The organism is Gillisia marina, assembly GCF_000258765.1.
GTDB classification, from domain to species: domain Bacteria; phylum Bacteroidota; class Bacteroidia; order Flavobacteriales; family Flavobacteriaceae; genus Gillisia; species Gillisia marina.
On sequence record NZ_AJLT01000022.1, the window covers coordinates 34,311 to 52,702 of the forward strand.

General features: G+C 34.4%; 18 protein-coding genes. 10 read left to right on the forward strand and 8 right to left on the reverse strand.

Annotation, left to right across the window (positions count from 1 at the left end; translation table 11 throughout):
- Window positions 1-111: 111 nt before the first annotated feature.
- A complete protein-coding gene (locus ON07_RS06905; protein WP_010229411.1) occupies window positions 112-1,404 on the reverse strand; it encodes a hypothetical protein in 1,293 nt (430 codons plus the stop codon).
- A gap of 173 nt (window positions 1,405-1,577) precedes the next feature.
- A complete protein-coding gene (uvrA, locus tag ON07_RS06910) occupies window positions 1,578-4,364 on the reverse strand; it encodes an excinuclease ABC subunit UvrA (protein WP_010229412.1) in 2,787 nt (928 codons plus the stop codon).
- A gap of 242 nt (window positions 4,365-4,606) precedes the next feature.
- Here uvrA and ON07_RS06915 point away from each other — a divergent pair, with 242 nt between their 5' ends.
- Together ON07_RS06915 and ON07_RS16680 are read left to right on the forward strand one after the other, a co-directional pair.
- Window positions 4,607-5,191, forward strand: a complete 585-nt coding sequence (locus ON07_RS06915; RefSeq protein ID WP_010229413.1) for an RNA polymerase sigma factor — start codon at window positions 4,607-4,609, stop codon at window positions 5,189-5,191.
- Between the two features lie 58 nt (window positions 5,192-5,249).
- On the forward strand, window positions 5,250-5,399 hold the full coding sequence (locus tag ON07_RS16680; RefSeq protein WP_010229415.1) for a hypothetical protein: 150 nt from the start codon (window positions 5,250-5,252) through the stop codon (window positions 5,397-5,399).
- Window positions 5,400-5,650: 251 nt separating this feature from the next.
- Here the strand turns inward: ON07_RS16680 and ON07_RS06920 are convergent, their stop codons facing one another.
- On the reverse strand, window positions 5,651-6,304 hold the full coding sequence (locus tag ON07_RS06920; RefSeq protein ID WP_010229416.1) for an endonuclease III domain-containing protein: 654 nt from the start codon (window positions 6,302-6,304) through the stop codon (window positions 5,651-5,653).
- Window positions 6,305-6,335: 31 nt separating this feature from the next.
- Between ON07_RS06920 and bcp the strand changes: the two genes are divergently transcribed.
- Entirely contained in the window at window positions 6,336-6,785 is a 450-nt protein-coding gene (bcp, locus tag ON07_RS06925; RefSeq protein ID WP_029331636.1) for a thioredoxin-dependent thiol peroxidase, read from the forward strand.
- Window positions 6,786-6,991: 206 nt separating this feature from the next.
- On the opposite strand, the gene ON07_RS06930 is transcribed toward bcp, so the two are convergent.
- From ON07_RS06930 to porX, 5 genes are all read right to left on the reverse strand, one after another.
- A complete protein-coding gene (locus ON07_RS06930) occupies window positions 6,992-7,366 on the reverse strand; it encodes a hypothetical protein (RefSeq protein WP_010229418.1) in 375 nt (124 codons plus the stop codon).
- Window positions 7,367-7,369: 3 nt separating this feature from the next.
- A complete protein-coding gene (locus tag ON07_RS06935) occupies window positions 7,370-8,569 on the reverse strand; it encodes an alanine dehydrogenase (RefSeq protein WP_010229419.1) in 1,200 nt (399 codons plus the stop codon).
- Window positions 8,570-8,736: 167 nt separating this feature from the next.
- Window positions 8,737-9,336, reverse strand: a complete 600-nt coding sequence (locus ON07_RS06940; protein WP_010229420.1) for a hypothetical protein — start codon at window positions 9,334-9,336, stop codon at window positions 8,737-8,739.
- 362 nt (window positions 9,337-9,698) lie between these two features.
- Complete coding sequence (gene tsaE, locus ON07_RS06945; RefSeq protein WP_010229421.1) at window positions 9,699-10,103, reverse strand: tRNA (adenosine(37)-N6)-threonylcarbamoyltransferase complex ATPase subunit type 1 TsaE; 405 nt, start codon at window positions 10,101-10,103, stop codon at window positions 9,699-9,701.
- A 12-nt stretch (window positions 10,104-10,115) separates the two neighbouring features.
- The gene (porX, locus tag ON07_RS06950; RefSeq protein WP_010229422.1) at window positions 10,116-11,696 is read right to left on the reverse strand and encodes a T9SS response regulator signal transducer PorX; all 1,581 of its coding nucleotides are present in this window, start codon (window positions 11,694-11,696) and stop codon (window positions 10,116-10,118) included.
- A 123-nt stretch (window positions 11,697-11,819) separates the two neighbouring features.
- On the opposite strand from porX, the gene ON07_RS06955 reads away from it, so the two are divergent.
- The 7 genes from ON07_RS06955 to ON07_RS06985 all read left to right on the forward strand — a co-directional run bounded on the left by ON07_RS06955 (window position 11,820) and on the right by ON07_RS06985 (window position 18,342).
- On the forward strand, window positions 11,820-13,049 hold the full coding sequence (locus tag ON07_RS06955; protein WP_010229425.1) for an HD domain-containing protein: 1,230 nt from the start codon (window positions 11,820-11,822) through the stop codon (window positions 13,047-13,049).
- Between the two features lie 24 nt (window positions 13,050-13,073).
- Window positions 13,074-14,090 carry a UDP-3-O-(3-hydroxymyristoyl)glucosamine N-acyltransferase gene (gene lpxD, locus ON07_RS06960; protein WP_010229427.1) on the forward strand — a complete coding sequence of 339 codons (1,017 nt, stop codon included), beginning with the start codon at window positions 13,074-13,076 and terminating at the stop codon, window positions 14,088-14,090.
- A 1-nt stretch (window position 14,091) separates the two neighbouring features.
- The gene (locus ON07_RS06965) at window positions 14,092-15,492 is read left to right on the forward strand and encodes a bifunctional UDP-3-O-[3-hydroxymyristoyl] N-acetylglucosamine deacetylase/3-hydroxyacyl-ACP dehydratase (RefSeq protein ID WP_010229430.1); all 1,401 of its coding nucleotides are present in this window, start codon (window positions 14,092-14,094) and stop codon (window positions 15,490-15,492) included.
- A gap of 6 nt (window positions 15,493-15,498) precedes the next feature.
- Complete coding sequence (gene lpxA / locus ON07_RS06970; RefSeq protein WP_010229435.1) at window positions 15,499-16,284, forward strand: acyl-ACP--UDP-N-acetylglucosamine O-acyltransferase; 786 nt, start codon at window positions 15,499-15,501, stop codon at window positions 16,282-16,284.
- Window positions 16,285-16,295: 11 nt separating this feature from the next.
- Window positions 16,296-16,862: an elongation factor P gene (gene efp, locus ON07_RS06975; RefSeq protein WP_010229437.1), complete on the forward strand. Its 567-nt coding sequence runs from the start codon at window positions 16,296-16,298 to the stop codon at window positions 16,860-16,862.
- A gap of 131 nt (window positions 16,863-16,993) precedes the next feature.
- On the forward strand, window positions 16,994-17,923 hold the full coding sequence (locus ON07_RS06980) for a UDP-3-O-(3-hydroxymyristoyl)glucosamine N-acyltransferase (RefSeq protein WP_010229439.1): 930 nt from the start codon (window positions 16,994-16,996) through the stop codon (window positions 17,921-17,923).
- Between the two features lie 5 nt (window positions 17,924-17,928).
- A complete protein-coding gene (locus tag ON07_RS06985) occupies window positions 17,929-18,342 on the forward strand; it encodes a nuclear transport factor 2 family protein (protein ID WP_010229441.1) in 414 nt (137 codons plus the stop codon).
- The last annotated feature ends 50 nt before the right edge of the window (window positions 18,343-18,392 follow it).

Consider the following 18,392-nt stretch of genomic DNA (forward strand, 5'->3'; position numbering starts at 1 on the left):
TCAAGAGGATATTTATATTAAAAAAACCCTCAATGAGGGCAAAACGAAAATCCCCACGACATCTTTCAATATTCGTAGAGATTTTCTAACTAACCAACCAAAAATTTAAACTTATCTTTTTCTTACAGAACTTCTAGCATCATCTCGGGAAGAAGATGTTCTCCCTGATCTTGAATTTTGTGTGTTTTTACTCGTTCTAACACTTTCTTTTCTGTTATTATTTTGTGTTCTCTGTACTGTTGCATTTCTTGGAGAACTGCTCTCAGTTCTTCCTCGTTGAGCTGTAGCTGTTCTTTTAGGAGAACTTGTTCGCGTAGCTACAGAACTACTTTTTCTAGTTTGAGGAGTTCTTCTACTTACAGTCCGTGGTTCTTGTTTTCTACTGTTAACAACATTAACACGTTCATTAGAACTTCTATCTCTAGTAATTGTTCTTCGATCATTATTCGACCTTGTGGGTTTCGTTGCCACACTAGAAGAGTTTCTATTAGATCTCACTGCAGCTTCATGTCTTTCGTTATTAGAAATTTCTTTTCTGGAAATCCCTCTAGAATTAGAACTTCTTTCTGATAATTGATTTCTACTTACATCTCTATTACTTCTTGTTCTTGTTGAAACTATACCAGAAGAAATATTATTAGTTCTCCTACTTATATCTGCTGAAGATCTTGAAGACCTACCGGAAATGGCGTCCAAATTTCTTTTTTGTGAAGTTCTTCTTCCGTGATTATATGCTATGTTTTTATTACTTCGTCCTGGTCTATAGTAATCATTTCTCTTTTTAAGATGATACTTTTTACTCTGATAGTAATTAAAATGTTGATGATAATTTATTCTGATAGGCTCATAATATGCTCTATACGGCTGATAGTAAACTATCCTATAAGAATTATGAGGTCTTGCATAATACTTGTGCCATGGTCTATAAACATATCTTGAATTATAAGCATTTATAGATCCCGAATAATGTATAGGCCTATGGAAACTGTTATATTGAATATGTAATCCTCCAAGCCTTGAAACATTTCCATATCTATTATAATCTATAAAGATATTTCCAGCCTGAATTATTCTTCCGTAATAGTCATAATAAACAGGTACATTTTCAATTTGAATTACAGCACCAAAATCATCATATTGTACAAACGGATCGTAATTGTATCCTGAATTATAACTGATATTTACTCTTGGGGTAGAGATTTGAACTGAATTTCTTGAAAATTGCGGGTCGTAATAAAAGTCGAATTCTCCGTTAGGATAAACCGCGAATTCTACGCCGCCTTCAATAAAAATGAAAGATTCCCCATAATTATTAAATGGAAAAGAACTAGAATTATCAGTAGAACCGGCAGAAGCCGACCATCCAACGAAGAGCAGTGTAAATAAGAGTGCTAAATTTTTCATAGGGGTGATTTTAGGTTAAACAGATTAATTTTAGTTGGATGTTATTGACTCAACTAATACAAAGTGCGTGCCAAAATCTGGGGGTTTTCCCTTATGTTAGTGCTTAAACTTATATATTATTTAGAATAAAGGTTTTTAAATCGCTAATTGTCAGTCAGATAAAAGAACATATTTTATAATTTCTCTTTTAGGAAAGGGGCGGTATAGGATTTCTTATTTTTTGAAATCTCTTCCGGCGTACCTTCAGCAATTAGATAACCTCCATTTTCTCCTCCGTCTAAACCGAGATCTATAATGTGATCGGCACATTTTACAAGATCCATATTGTGTTCTATCACGATCACAGAATGGCCTTTTTCAATAAGTGCAGTAAACGATTTTAGTAATTTTTGAATATCATGAAAATGCAATCCTGTTGTAGGTTCATCAAAAATGAAGAGCGCTTTATCTTTAGTTGTCCCTTTAACTAGAAATGATGCTAGTTTTATTCTTTGAGCTTCCCCACCGGAAAGGGTAGAACTACTTTGTCCCAATTGAACGTACCCTAAGCCCACATCCTGTAATGGCTGAAGCTTCTTAGTGATCTTGTGAATATCATTGGTGTCAAAGAACTCAATAGCTTCATCGATGGTCATTGTAAGAATATCATCTATATTCTTATCGGCAAACTGAACTTCTAATACTTCTTTTTTAAACCTTTTTCCTTTACAGGTTTCGCATTCCAAGTGAACATCGGCCATAAACTGCATTTCTATGGTCACTTCTCCTTCTCCTTTACAGGTTTCACATCTTCCGCCATCGACGTTAAAGGAAAAGTGTTTGGCCTTAAAGCCTCTAATCACAGACAACTTCTGGTTTGCAAAAAGATTTCTAATATCATCGTAAGCTTTAATGTATGTAACAGGATTAGATCTGGAAGATCTTCCAATAGGGTTTTGATCTACAAATTCTATAGATTTCGTGTTTTTATATTCCCCTTCAATGGCTGTAAATTGTCCTGCTTTTTCTCCATATCCACCGATGCTTTTTTGCAATGCAGGATATAGAATTTTTTTCACCAAGGTACTTTTACCACTTCCGGACACTCCTGTTACAGCGGTAAATACTCCTAGAGGAAATATAACATCTATATTTTTTAGATTGTTTTCTCTTGCTCCTATAATTTTCACGAATTGCTTTGAGGCTCTCCTTTTTTTAGGAACTTCAATCCGCATGGTATCATTTAAGTATTTAGAAGTTAACGAGTCGGCTTTTAGAATTTCCTTAAAAGTTCCTGTTGCAACAACTTCTCCGCCATGAGTTCCGGCTTCAGGGCCAATATCGATGATTTCATCTGCTTCTCGCATAATATCTTCATCATGCTCCACAACAATTACCGTATTTCCAAGATCTCGAAGATTTTTAAGTACTTCAATCAATTTCTTGGTATCTCTGGGGTGTAAACCGATTGAAGGTTCATCTAAAATATACATGGAACCCACCAAACTACTCCCAAGTGAAGTTGCTAAGTTGATACGTTGAGATTCTCCTCCGGAAAGGGTATTGGATTTCCTGTTTAATGTGAGATAATCTAATCCAACATTAGAAAGGAATTGTAAGCGATTATTAATTTCAGCTAAAAGACGTTTTGCAATTTGGGTATCGGTTTCGTTAAGTTGAAGGTTTTTGAAAAACTCACGAACTTTATCAATAGGTTTTTCAACAAGATCAGTTATGTTAGCTCCACTAACTTTCACATAATTGGTCTCTGGTCGCAGTCTTTTTCCTTTACAAAGGGTGCATTTAGTCTTTCCTCTGTATCTAGATAACATTACTCTATTCTGAATTTTATAGGCCTTGGATTCCAGAAATTCAAAAAACGTATTTAGTCCCTCGAAATGAGAATTTCCATTCCAGATAAGATCTTTTTGGTCTTGATTAAGCTCAAAATAGGGTTTATGTATTGGGAAATTGAATTTATGGGAATTGTTCACCATTTGATCTCGATACCAACTCATACTTTCGCCTCTCCAAGGAAAAATGGCATTTTCGTAAACCGATAATGCGGTGTTGGGAATAACAAGATCTTCGTCTATTCCAATAACATCGCCGTAGCCTTCACACTTAGGACAAGCTCCGTAAGGATTATTAAAACTGAAAAGATGCACGTTAGGTTCTAGAAAGGTAATTCCATCGAGTTCAAATTTATTGCTGAAATGCCTTAATTTGTTATCAGATAAGCTTTGAAGATAGATTTCCCCTTTTCCTTCAAAAAATGCAGCCTGAGTGGCATCTGCTAGTCTATTAAGGAAATCTTCATCATCTTTAGTTACAACTCGGTCTACGACTAAAGAAACTTCTTCAGCCTTTAATTTATCCAAAGAAGCTTCATCTATCCTTACAACATCCCCATTCACTTTTATTCTACTATATCCTTGTTGTAAAAGTACTTTCAATTTCTCCTTCAAAATTCTTCCATTTTCCAAATGAATAGGGGAGAGAAGTAACATTTTTTCACCTTCCGGAAAAGACCTTACATAATTTATAACATCTGTTACGGTATCTTTTTTTACTTCATCTCCAGAAACAGGAGAAAAGGTTTTACCAATTCGAGCAAACAAAAGTTTTAAATAATCATAGATTTCAGTAGAAGTACCCACAGTAGAACGAGGATTCGTAGAATTCACTTTTTGCTCTATAGCGATCGCTGGAGCAATTCCTTTTATATAATCTACTTTTGGTTTATTTAGTCTGCCTAGAAATTGTCTTGCATACGAAGATAAACTTTCTACATAGCGGCGCTGACCTTCGGCATAAAGTGTATCGAAAGCCAAACTTGATTTTCCGGAACCAGATAATCCGGTAATTACTACCAGCTTATTTCTTGGAATTACAACATCAATATTCTTTAGATTATGAAGTTTTGCACCTTTAATTATAATGTTTTCTTTGGGGTTAACCTTTGAAATATCTATAGCCATGAAATTATTTTGTAGAAATAAAACGCAAAGGTACTCAATAAGAATCAGTGTAAAAAGTGAACAAAATCTATATGATTTGTTAAAAAAACGAAATTAAGTTTGCTAAAGTAAAATATATGTTGCTATATTTGGAGCATCAACGCACATCTTAAAAATCTATTGCCTATTGCATAAAGTTACTTTTGTAAGTTAAAAATCTAACCTGACGGTATTCTTATATACCCGATAATAAAGTAACTATTATGGATTACATAAAGGCAACTGACGCTGCACTAGTGCAAGAGTTTATTCAAGGGAATGAAAATGCACTTTCTACTTTAATAAATAGACATCAACAACGTATATACAGCTTCATCTATTCAAAAGTTTTTGATAAAGATGTTTCTGAAGATGTATTTCAGGATACTTTTATAAAAGTTATAAATACTCTTAAAAGAGGAAAGTATAACGAAGAGGGTAAGTTTTTGCCTTGGGTAATGCGAATTGCGCATAATTTGGTGATAGACCATTTCAGAAAAAATAAAAGAATGCCTAAGTTTCAGAACACCGGAGATTTTAATATTTTTTCTGTATTAAGTGACGGGGATTTGAATATTGAAAAGCAAATAATTAAAGATCAAATTGAATGTGATGTTCAAGAATTAATTAAAGAATTACCCGAAGATCAGTTAGAAGTTTTAACGATGAGAATTTATAAGGATATGAGTTTTAAAGAGATCTCAGAGAGTACCGGAGTTAGCATAAATACCGCTTTAGGAAGAATGCGTTATGCATTAATTAATTTGAGAAAATTAATTGAAAAACATAACCTAATTTTAACAAATTAATTTACAATAAGAGTACTATAAATACGTTCTTCATTTAAACTAACTTAAAGTTAACCAAATGGAGCACCTTTACACTAAACCTTCGATAGGAGAACAATTGAACAAATTAAACCCTAAAAAGGAAACCCTTCAGTTCCTTTTAAATTATTCTAAAGCCCTGCGTATTAATAAATACAAGCAGTTGAGCTTCGAAATGATCTTAAATTAATAATAAAAAAGACCTGTTTAAAACAGGTCTTTTTTATTTGTTCCTTGAGTATTTATAAAACTTTTCCTGATTGACTAGTTTTGTGCCAGTGATTACTTTTATCTCGTATCGTTCAGGTTTTATGTCATGCTGAACTTGGTTCAGCATCTAAATAAGTCAGATGGAGACCCTAAAACTCCCGATGCTTCGGGACTGGGTTACGAGGTAGCCAAGGCTTTGTTGGGCGCTAAACGGATACACATATTTCCCTTTTATTTCTTTTTGTAATATTCATCAAGAACCAGTTTTCTACCAATAGTCCTAGTAATAATATCTCTCTCTAAATCCCAGCCTCTAGCAGGAGAATATTGACGGCCATAAAAAATTATTTGGAGATGCAGCTTATTCCAATGTTCCCTTGGAAACAATCGCTTAGCATCTTTTTCAGTTTGAACCACATTCTTACCGTTGGTTAAATTCCATCTGTACATCAATCTATGAATATGAGTATCTACCGGAAATGCCGGAATTCCGAAGGCTTGAGACATCACAACACTAGCTGTCTTATGACCTACGGCTGGAAGCGACTCTAAAGCTTCAAAGCTTTCTGGCACTTCTCCATTATATTTATCTATTAAGATGTGCGAAAGCCCATGAATACCTTTTGCCTTCATCGGCGATAAACCAACTGGCTTAATAATTTCCCTTATCTCTTCTACAGAAAGTTTAATCATTTCATAAGGATTGTCGGCTCTTTCAAACAATAAAGGAGTTATCTGATTTACTTTAACGTCTGTAGATTGTGCAGACATGAGTACGGCGATCAATAAGGTATAAGGATCCTTATGATCCAAGGGAATAGGAACTTCAGTATAAATATCATTTAACGTATCTATAACGAACTGAACCTTTTCCTGTTTATTCATAATGCTTAATTTTATGGCTAAAATAAGAATAATGATAAAATTAAAAGTAGGAGATACTGCTCCGGGATTTTCAGTTAAAGATCAGGATGGAAATGTTATAAATCTGAAGGATTTTAAAGGCAAAAAGGTTGTTCTGTTCTTCTACCCTAAAGCTAGCACTCCCGGCTGTACCGCAGAGGCTTGTAATTTAAGAGATAACTGGGAGCAGTTTCAAGAAAAAGGATATCAAATACTTGGTGTAAGTGCTGATAGTGAAAAAAGACAATCCAATTTTAAAAATAAATACGAGTTGCCATTTCCATTACTTGCAGATGAGACTAAAGAAGTGATCGAAGCCTATGGCGTTTGGGGACCAAAGAAATTTATGGGAAAAGAATACGATGGGATTCATAGAACCACTTTTGTAATTGATGAAAAGGGGATGATTGAAGATATTATTACCAAGGTTAAAACCAAAGATCACACAGCGCAGATCTTGTAGTCAGTTTGTTTTAGTTATACATATTTAAGATAGATTTTTTAATAAAAAAATCTATTCCATTGAGATTTCTCGACTTCGCTCGAAATAACATTTTAGTTAGATTGTTATCTCGACTTCCCGATTGCTATCGAGAGAGGAATCTCTAAGACAAAAAAATGAACTTTATTGAAACCCTTTGACAAACTCAGGGTGACTTTTGGGATGTGCTAGTTTACTTTCTGAACAGATTTTATCACCGCCTTATCACGGCAGTTTTCAATTTCAATTTCCAATTCGCCAGATTCTAACTCTTCAGAAATAAAATAAATTTTGCAAGGCTCTTTTTTAGTATCACTTTTACTGAAATCTACGTTTCCACTTTTAAGAATTGTAGTAACAACAGCGGTATCAAGACTATTAGAAGAGAAAAAATTCAATGCATTTTCAGAAAATACACGATCTTTATTTCTAATATTTTTAAGGGTTCTGGCATTTGGAGAGTAATCGCAAGAAGCTTTTTTTCCTCCCAAAAAGAACATTAGTATTCCAATTCCCATAATAAGACCTACAGAGAAGAATCCAAGTCTTTGAATAAAATTCATAAATTAAAATATAAGTAAATTGATATCTCGATAAGAAAGATCAAACCAGTCTGCAATAGATTTGTTGGTTAAAATTCCGTGGTAAAAGTACAATCCATTTCGCAAACCTTTATCATATCTCAAGGTATTTTCAAATCCACCTTGTTCTGCAATATGTAAAAGGTATGGGGTGAAAATATTACTAATTGAAACTGAAGCAGTTCTAGCATACCTCGATGGGATATTTGGAACACAATAGTGAATTACTCCATGTTTTTTAAAAATCGGTTTATCATGACTGGTAATCTCACTGGTCTCTACGCAACCGCCCATATCTATACTCACATCTATAATTACAGAACCGTTTTTCATGCTCTGCACCATTTCATCTGAGATTAATATCGGGGAACGATTCTTTCCTCTTACGGCGCCAATAAGCACATCACATCTCCTTAAGGCTTTAGTTAGGTTTTTAGGCTGAATTGTAGAAGTGTAAAGCGTTCGTCCTACATTGGTTTGGATATTTCGTAATCTGGTTAGGCTGCTATCAAAAACTTTGACGTTTGCTCCCAATCCAACTGCAGAGCGTGCAGCGAATTCCCCAACGGTACCGGCTCCTATAATTACAACTTCTACTGGCGGAACTCCACTAATATTTCCAAACATTAATCCATTTCCTTCGGTATAGTTGCTCATTATTTCTGAAGCAATTAATACCGAAGCAGTGCCGGCAATTTCGCTTAAGGCCCTTACTGCAGGATACGATCCATCTTCATCTCTAATAAATTCGAAGCCAAGCGCAGTTATACGCTTAGTTGCTAGTTTTTGAAAATATTCTTTGCACTGAGTTTTTAATTGCAATGCTGAAATGATCGTTGTTTGAGGATTAATCATTTTTAACTCCTCACTAGAAGGTGGCTCTACTTTAAGAATAGTAGGGCAGGAGAATACTTTTTTGGTGTCCTTTGTAACTTCTGCGCCGGCATCGGAGTAGTCTTTATCACTAAATCTAGCCCATTTTCCGGCTTTAGATTCTATAATAACTCTATGCCCGTGAGCAGTAATGGCAGCAACGGCATCCGGAGTTAAGCAAACCCGTTTTTCTTGAAAGGAAGTTTCTTTTGGGATACCAATAAATAGCTCGCCTTTATTCTTGTAGATTTCCAAAGTTTCTTCCTGTGGAAGTAATTGTTCTTTGGTAAATGGAGATGGTTTTTCTATCATGCCTAAACTTGTACAAAAGATTCAAATTACAACATTTTTAGGCAATTTAATCCCACATCGAGGGTTTAATTTTATTGATATGTACAATAAATGCAACTGGGCTTACCTCAAGATTTTAAAATTGTTTTCCAACTTTTAACTCGTGAGATTGACCTGAGATAGTTATCTTAAAGTTTACGGTAATAATCTTCGGTTGGTTCCGGTCTAAAATTAAATCCTTGATTACGTACCTCGTCAACTTCTTTTTGCTCATTTGTAGACATAGCTTTAGAAAATACGGTAACATCGGTTTCGTTTAATTCACTTAAATCGATACCGTAGATTCTATCAAATATTTGAACTCGAACTAAATAAACAATTACTAATATGCATATAAAAAATGGTGCTAGATAGATTAACTGATTTGTATCCATAGGATCAACCATTCTATAAACATCTTCATAAAAAGTACTTAAGATCTGATAGGTATACATTCCAATAGGAACCAAGATTACATGGTACCACCAATGCTTACATGTAAAGAACCAAATAAGTAATAAAAATAAAGGGGTGATTTTTCCGAGATAGGTCCAGGCTGCGGCCAAAACGCTTTGATAATAAAGACTTTCGTATGTAAAAAAAGAATTTTCCCAAACAGGACCGTCTGGGAAAATTTCATATAAATAAAATAAATAAGGTGAAAATGCGATTAGAAAAGCAAGAATACTACCCGTTAGTAGGTACCCTGATGGCTGATCTATCAATCGCTTGTTTTTTGATTGCGTCATTATTATCGTTTTCTGTAGATGAAGTTACAAAAAAAAGTTGCACCAAAAATGGCTGCGGCGAATAAGATAGCTTTGATTTTCATAATTATAGGTTTTTATGTTACGTTTCGTATTGATTTCTGAAACAAACCTATAATTTTATAATATGCTAATAATTACTATGTTAATCGTACCTTTGCGCCCTTTTTTGAGGCAAAAATAGCCTGTATTTTCGACCATTTTACTTGTCAAAAATAAGCTAAAAATCATCATCTTTCGCTGAATTACAAAATTATTAAAATCCCACCTTTCATATGGGCTCATTTTGTATTATTTTTCTTACACCAGTGTTTACGCAGGAATCCGACGCTTTGTTGAAATCATTAACAAAACTTTAACATTCGGGTTCCCTCATTTACTATCAAAACTTCCAATTTTTGAACGTCCTCATCTAATAATTTTTCAATTTTTATAGGCCATTCAATAAATTTCCAAGTATCGAGATTTAAATAATCCTCGATTCCCATGTCCAGAGCTTCCATTTCGTCTTCAATTCTATAAAAATCGAAATGAAAAATCTTTCCTTGATCTGTTTGATATTCATTAACGAGTGAGAAAGTAGGGCTAGACGCCAAGTCTGGCGCGCCAAGAGCTTTTACAAGCGCTTTAATAAGAGTGGTTTTACCCGCTCCCATATCCCCATAAAATAATAGCGTTTTGCTTTTAACTTCGGAAAGTATTTGCATAGCTATTCTATCAATTTCTGATAGCTCGTAGGTTAACGTCATTCAAAATTAGATTTAAGGCTCTGTAAAGATATGTAATTTATTCTTACCTAGCAATAAGACCACGAACGGGATGATCATTTCCTCCATAGAAACCCCTCCATGTTGGTAGGTATTTCGAAAATAGTTCACATAATAATTGTAATTATTTGGGTAAGCAAAAAATGAGTCTCCTTTGGCAAAAATGAAAGAACTACTCATATTAATTGTAGGTAAGTGAATTTTCTTTGGATCTTTTGCCGCTAAAACGTCTTTATTATCATAAGTGAGACTTTTTCCTGTCTTATATCTAAGATTCAAACTGGTGTTTTTGTCCCCGATTACCTTAGAAGGTGTTTTAACATTAATAGTACCGTGGTCTGTGGTTAAGATTAATTTGAAGCCTAATTGTTGCGCCTGTTGTATAATTTCTAATAATGGTGAGTTCTTAAACCAACTTTGCGTGAGTGATCTATAAGATTTATCGTTAGAAGCCAATTCCTTAATTACTTCCATTTCGGTTTTGGAATGCGACAGCATATCCACAAAATTATAAACTACGACGGTTAGATCGTTATCTTTCTGAGTTTTAAAATTATCTACCAAGCGTTTTCCTGCCTTAAGACTGGAAATTTTATGATATTCCGTTTTAATATCTAGCCTCAATCTCTTTAACTGAGCATCCAAAAACTCTGCTTCAAACATATTTTTCCCGCCATCTTCTGTATCATTTAACCAATACTGTGGAAATTGTTTTTCCATCTCACTTGGCATTAACCCACTAAAAATGGCATTTCTGGCGTATTGAGTAGCGGTAGGCAGTATACTATAAAAGGCTGATTCCTGATCTTTTTTATAATAGTTATTAATGGTTGGTTCGAAAGCTTTCCATTGATCGTACCTCATATTATCTATAACGACAAGTAAGGTTGGTTGCGTGCTACTGATCTCTGGAACTACTTTCTCCTTAAATAATTTATGAGACATGATTGGCGCATCTGCATTTTCTTCAAACCAATTCGGGTAATTTTTATCTACAAACTTGCAAAACTGATTATTAGCTTCCAGCTTTTGAGACTCGAAGATCTCAAACATTCCACTGTCTTCAATTGTTTCTAATTCCAATTCCCAATAAATTAAGCGCTGGTATAACTCTGCCCATCCTTCAAATGAATTTATATCATTCATATCCATAGAAATTTTTCGGAATTCCTGCTGATAGTTAGAAGTTGTTTTTTCAGTAATTAATCTGGAATGGTCCAAATTCTTCTTTAAGCTTAGTAAAATCTGATTTGGATTTACGGGTTTTATGAGGTAGTCGGCTATTTTAGATCCAATAGCTTCTTCCATAATATATTCCTCTTCACTTTTAGTGATCATCACAATTGGCACATCGGCTCGTTTTTCTTTAATTTCAGATAAAGTCTCCAATCCGGTTAATCCAGGCATGTTTTCATCTAGAAAAACAATATCGAAATTTTGCTCTTCTATTTGTTCTATTGCTTCGGTACCGCTTTTGCAGGTGATAACTTCATAGTTTTTAGCTTCTAAAAAGATAATATGTGGCTTAAGCATATCGATTTCATCGTCTGCCCAAAGTATTTTTATTTTATTCATTTAATTTAAATTTACTAGTAAAACCGGCTTTCAAAATCTTGCCAATTTCTTGCTATTAGTGAGCATGTGTCCATTTTGGACATCATATATGTATATTTGTTATAATTCTAAAGAATTTTAAGTTTGGCGAAAAGAACAAAGCTCAAAATATTTAACGATCCAATTTACGGTTTTATTACTATTCCATCGGAACGTATCTTCAAAATTATTGCCCATCCATACTTTCAAAGATTACGCCGTATTTCACAAATGGGGATGTCCTATTTAGTATATCCGGGAGCACATCATACCCGTTTTCATCATGCATTAGGCGGTTTGCATTTAATGCAGCAAGCAATAGAGATTCTTCGTTTTAAAGGGGTTGAGATTAGTATTGAAGAAGAGGAAGGCTTGCAAATAGCAATTTTGTTACATGATATTGGGCATGGTCCATTCTCTCATGCTATGGAGCATAGTATTGTAGAAGGGGTCTCTCATGAGTGCATTTCTCTCCTATTTATGGAAGAAATGAATGCTGAATTTAACCAAAGTTTAACGTTGGCTATTGCCATTTTCAAAGGTAGTTATTCCAGAAAATTCATGAATCAATTGGTATCTAGTCAATTAGATATGGATAGGTTGGATTATCTAAAAAGGGATAGTTTTTACACGGGTGTTCCGGAAGGGAATATAAATAGTGAACGTATTATTACAATGCTAAATGTTGTAGATGATCATTTGGTGATTGAAGAAAAGGGAATTTATTCCGTAGAGAAATTTTTGGTTGCAAGGAGGTTAATGTATTGGCAGGTGTATCTACATAAAACAGGAGTTGCAGCAGAGCAACTACTTATTAGAGTGCTAAAAAGAGCAAAAGAATTGATTGAGCGCGGTGAAAACCTCTCCTGCAGCCCAACTTTATCTTATTTCTTACATAATAAAGTAACTCTAGATAAGTTTGATTCAGATGTTTTAGGAACTTTTGCGAAGTTGGATGATTACGATATTATTTCGGCGATGAAACTATGGACGGAGTATGACGATTTTGTGCTGAGTAATTTATGTAAGATGTTGTTGCATCGGGATTTGCTGAAAGTGAAGTTGAAGAAGAAAAAGATAAATCCGGAGAAACTTAAAAAATATGCTTTACCACTTCAGAAAAAATATAACATAACCGAAGAGGAAGCAAATTATTTCGTGTTTAGTGGCGAGATTTCGAACGTAGCATATTCAAGTTTAAACGATAGAATTCAGATACTCCATAGAAATGGAAAAATTAGTGATGTGGCTAAAGCATCAGATCAATTAAATCTGGTTGCACTATCTACAGAGGTCACGAAATATTATATATGTTATCCTAAGACCATACGTTAACAATTTTTTTTTACTTTTGCCAGAATGAAATTTACTGCTGCACAAATAGCCGAGTTATTAAATGGTACTGTTGATGGGAATCCCGAAACAGAAGTTGATAAGTTGGCAAAAATAGAAGAAGGAACACAAGGTTCGCTAACTTTTTTAAGTAACCCAAAGTATACTTCTTTTATATACTCTACTAATGCTTCTATAGCAATAGTTAGTGATGACTTTAGTATAGATCAAAAAATTGAGACTACTTTAATAAGAGTTAAAGACCCATATAAAGCTTTTTCAACCTTGCTTGAATATTATAATCAGGTGAAATTGAATAAAGTAGGGGTAGAGCAGCCTAATTTTATTGCTGATTCTGCAACATATGGTGAGAATATTTATTTGGGAGCATTTGCATATATCGGAGAGAATGTTAGAATTGGAGATGATGTAAAAATATATCCAAATACCTACATAGGTGATAATGTTTCAATTGGAAATAATACAATCATTTTTCCGGGAGTTAAGATCTATTCAGAAACTATCATCGGGAAATTTTGTGTAATTCATGCAGGAGTTGTCGTGGGTGCCGATGGTTTCGGGTTTAGCCCAAGTGATGATGGGGCATATCAAAAAGTGCCTCAAATAGGTAATGTTATTATTGAAGATAATGTAGATATTGGAGCTGGAACTACTATAGATAGAGCTACTTTGGGTTCTACTGTAATAAAAAGTGGTGTAAAACTGGATAATCAAATTCAGATTGCACATAACGTAGAAATAGGTGAAAATACTGCAATTGCTGCTCAAACGGGGATTGCCGGTTCAACAAAAATTGGTAAAAATTGTTTGATTGGTGGGCAAGTTGGTTTTGCAGGACACTTAACAATAGGTAATAGAGTTAAAATCCAGGCTCAGTCTGGAATTGGAAGAAATATAGCAGATGATGAAGTGATTCAAGGATCACCTGCCTTTGGATATGGAGATTTCAATAAATCTTATGTTCATTTTAAGAACCTTCCTAAAATAGTTAATAGATTAAATAAAATAGAAAAAAAGATATAGAATGGCTGAAATCCTTTCAAAACAGCAAACTATAGAGAATGAGATCTCTTTAAAAGGAGTTGGACTTCATACTGGAAAAGAAGTAACTCTTACTTTTAAACCTGCTGCTGAAAATACAGGGTATGTTTTTAGAAGGACAGATCTAGAAAATCAACCTACGATAGAAGCAGATGTTACCTATGTGGTTAACACGCAACGTGGAACTAATCTTGAAAAAGATGGAGTTACAATCCAAACCTCCGAACATGTACTTGCAGCTTGTGTAGGTCTGGAAATAGATAACCTTATTATAGAGCTTGATGCATCTGAGCCACCAATCATGGATGGATCTTCCAAATTTTTTGTGGAAGCTTTGGAGAAAGCAGGAATCGTTAGCCAAGAGGCAGATCGAGATGAATTTATAGTAAACGAAGTTATTTCTTTTAAGGATGAAGCTACTGGAAGTGAATTGATTGTGATGCCTTCGGACACATATCAAGTAACTGCAATGGTAGATTTTGGGACTAAAGTATTAGGAACTCAAAATGCTTCTTTAGAGAAATTATCCGACTTTAAATCTGAAATAGCTGATTCTCGTACTTTTAGTTTTCTGCATGAAATTGAAACATTATTGGAGCACGGCCTTATTAAGGGAGGAGATCTAAACAACGCAATCGTATATGTAGACAAGGAGTTGAGCCCTGAAACGATGGCTAAATTGAGAACTGCCTTTAAAAAGGATAATATTGCAGTAAAGCCAAACGGAATTCTGGATAACCTTACGTTACATTATCCAAATGAAGCTGCAAGACATAAATTGCTTGATGTTCTTGGAGATTTAGCTTTAATTGGAACTCGCATTCGAGGAAAGGTGATAGCTACTAAGCCAGGTCATGAAGTAAATACTCAATTTGCAAAGAAATTAGCGAAGATCATAAAGACAGAGCGCAGGAATAATGTTCCAAAAATAGATTTCGATAAGCCACCTTTGATGGATGTTAACGATATCATGAATATTCTGCCTCATCGTTCGCCATTTTTATTAGTAGATAAAATTTATTCTCTTACACCAACGTGTGTAATAGGGATGAAAAATGTTACAATGAACGAGCCATTTTTTGTTGGGCATTTTCCAGGAAAACCCGTGATGCCAGGAGTTTTACAAGTTGAGGCTATGGCACAAACAGGAGGAATTCTAGCTTTAAAATCTGTTCCAGATCCGGAAAACTACCTTACATTTTTTATGAAAATAGATAATGTAAAATTTAAGCAACAGGTTGTACCCGGAGATACTTTGATCTTTAAATTAGAATTATTGGCTCCAATTAGACGAGGAATTTGCCAAATGCAAGGCTACGCCTATGTAAATGGAAAATTAGTAACAGAAGCTATTTTGATGGCTCAGATAGTAAAAAATAAATAAGTTCTTATGAATCAGCCTTTAGCTTACGTACATCCTGGAGCAAAAATTGCAAAAAATGTTGTTATTGAGCCTTTTACCACGATTCATAATAATGTGGTAATTGGGGAAGGAACCTGGATAGGTTCTAATGTAACTATTATGGAAGGTGCTAGAATCGGAAAAAATTGTAGTATTTTCCCGGGAGCAGTTATTTCTGCAGTACCTCAGGACAAGAAATTTAATGATGAGGAAACCACTACAGAAATAGGAGATAACACAACTATTCGGGAATGTGTGACAATTAATCGCGGGACTACAGATAGGATGAAGACTGTGATTGGAAAGAATTGTTGGATCATGGCTTATTGCCATATTGCACACGATTGTGTAGTTGGAGATAACTGTATTTTTTCTAATAACAGTACTTTAGCGGGGCATATTAATGTTGGAGATTATGTGATTTTAGCCGGAATGGCTGCAATTCAACAATTTTGTAGCATTGGAAATCATGCGTTCGTAACAGGAGGTTCTATGGTAAGAAAAGATGTGCCACCATTTGTAAAAGCAGGTCGTGAGCCACTTTCTTATGTAGGAATAAATTCTATTGGTCTTCGTAGACGTGGTTTTAATGTCGAAAAAATTAGAGAGATTCAGGATATTTACAGGATCTTATATCAAAAAAATTATAATAATTCCCAGGCGGTTGCTATAATTGAAGCAGAGATGCAAGCAACAGCGGAGAGGGATGAGATCTTAGAATTCATCAAGAATTCTCAACGCGGAATTATGAAAGGATATTTTAGTTCAAATTAAATTAGAAAATAATGGCAAGTACAAGTGATATTAGAAATGGGTTATGTATCCGTTATAATCATGACATCTACAAGGTGATAGAGTTTTTACACGTTAAACCAGGAAAAGGACCTGCTTTTGTTAGAACTAAATTAAAAAGTGTGACTTCCGGGAAGGTATTGGATAATACCTTTTCTGCAGGGCATAAAATTGAAGATGTTCGAGTAGAGACTCATAAGTTTCAGTTTTTATATAACGACGGAGAATTTTATCATTTCATGAATGTGGAAGATTATACTCAAATACGTTTGTTGGAAACCGCTATAGATATGCCTAAACTTCTTAAAGAAGGTGAAGTTGTTACGGTTTTAATAAATACTGAAGACAATATGCCTCTTACGGTAGATATGCCTGCGAGTGTGATTCTTGAAGTTACTCATACAGAACCGGGAGTAAAAGGAAATACAGCTACCAATGCAACAAAACCTGCAACAGTAGAAACTGGAGCTGAAGTAAATGTGCCTCTTTTTATTAATGAAGGAGATAAGATTAAAATTGAAACAGAGAAAGGAACCTACAAGGAGCGAGTAAAAGAATAATTCGAGTAGATTTTTATTACATTTTAGAAAAGTTAGGAGCATTTATAAATAATGTTCCTAACTTTTGTTTTTTAAGTAATATCACTTATGTTTGATCTAGGTTTCAAAAACTAAATTTTCTCACTTATAATATGAAATTTCCTCAGAAGCATACGCTTCAGCAAATAGCTACAATTATATCTGCTACCTATGTAGGCGAATCAGATTTTCCGGTATTAGGTATGAATGAGATTCATGTAGTAACACAAGGTGATATTGTTTTTGTAGATCATCCCAAATATTACGATAAGGCTTTAAATTCTGCAGCAACCATAATATTGATTAATAAGGAAGTTGAATGCCCCGCAGGAAAAGCCCTTCTTGTTTCAGATGATCCCTTCAGAGATTTTAATAAACTTACTGAGTATTTTAAACCCTTTGAAAAATCTGATTTAAAGATCGCAGATTCGGCTCAAATCGGAAAAAATACTATTATACAACCCAATGTTTTTATTGGAAACAATGTGAAAATTGGGGATAATTGCGTGATCCATTCTAATGTAAGTATTTACGATAATGCCATTATTGGTAATAACGTAATTATTCATGCAGGAACTGTATTGGGAGCAGATGCTTTCTACTTTAAGAACAGGCCAAGCGGATACGATAAATTGCTTTCTGGAGGACGTGTAGTTATAGATCATGATGTTGAAATTGGAGCACTATGTACTATAGATAAAGGTGTTTCCGGCGATACTTTTATTGGAGCCGGTACAAAATTGGATAATCAAGTTCAAATAGGGCATGATACCATCATCGGAAAAAAATGCTTAATTGCATCTCAAACTGGAATTGCGGGCTGTGTAATTGTGGAGGATGAAGTAAATATCTGGGGACAAGTTGGAATTAGAAGCGATGTGACCATTAAAAAAGGCACTGTGCTTATGGCACAATGTGGAGTTTCCAAAACCACCGAAGAAAACACGAGTTATTGGGGATCGCCAGCTCAAGAATTCAGAACAAAATTGAGACAGATGGCAGCAGTAAAAATGCTCCCGGGAATTATAGATAAATTAAAATAGAAATCATGGGTTTAACCGAAAAGCAGTTAGTAGAATCTTTTTATACTTCAGAATTTTATAAAGATCCATCACAGGTTTCCAAGCATTTTCATAATGATGCCGAATTGTATTGGAACAGTAGTGCGGGTTTTAATAAAATGAACGTAAAGGAATTAGAAGGTATTTGTGCTGAGATGGGAAAATCTTTCGAGTATCTAAGACCTGTAATTAGTCATTTACTTCAAGATGATCAAACGGTAACTATTAGGATTACTTTTTATACAAAAACCATCGAAAACCCAGATGAAGAAATTCCACTGGCACATATGGTAGCAATTTGGGAAATTAAAGATGGAAAAATGTTTAAAGGATACCAAATGAGTCAGCCGGCAGACGATTCCCCGGAAAACCTTAGTTCATTTATGGGAACAAACTTTTAAAAAGGTTTTAAGGTTTCTATTAAATACCATACTTTTGCAAAGCAAAAATT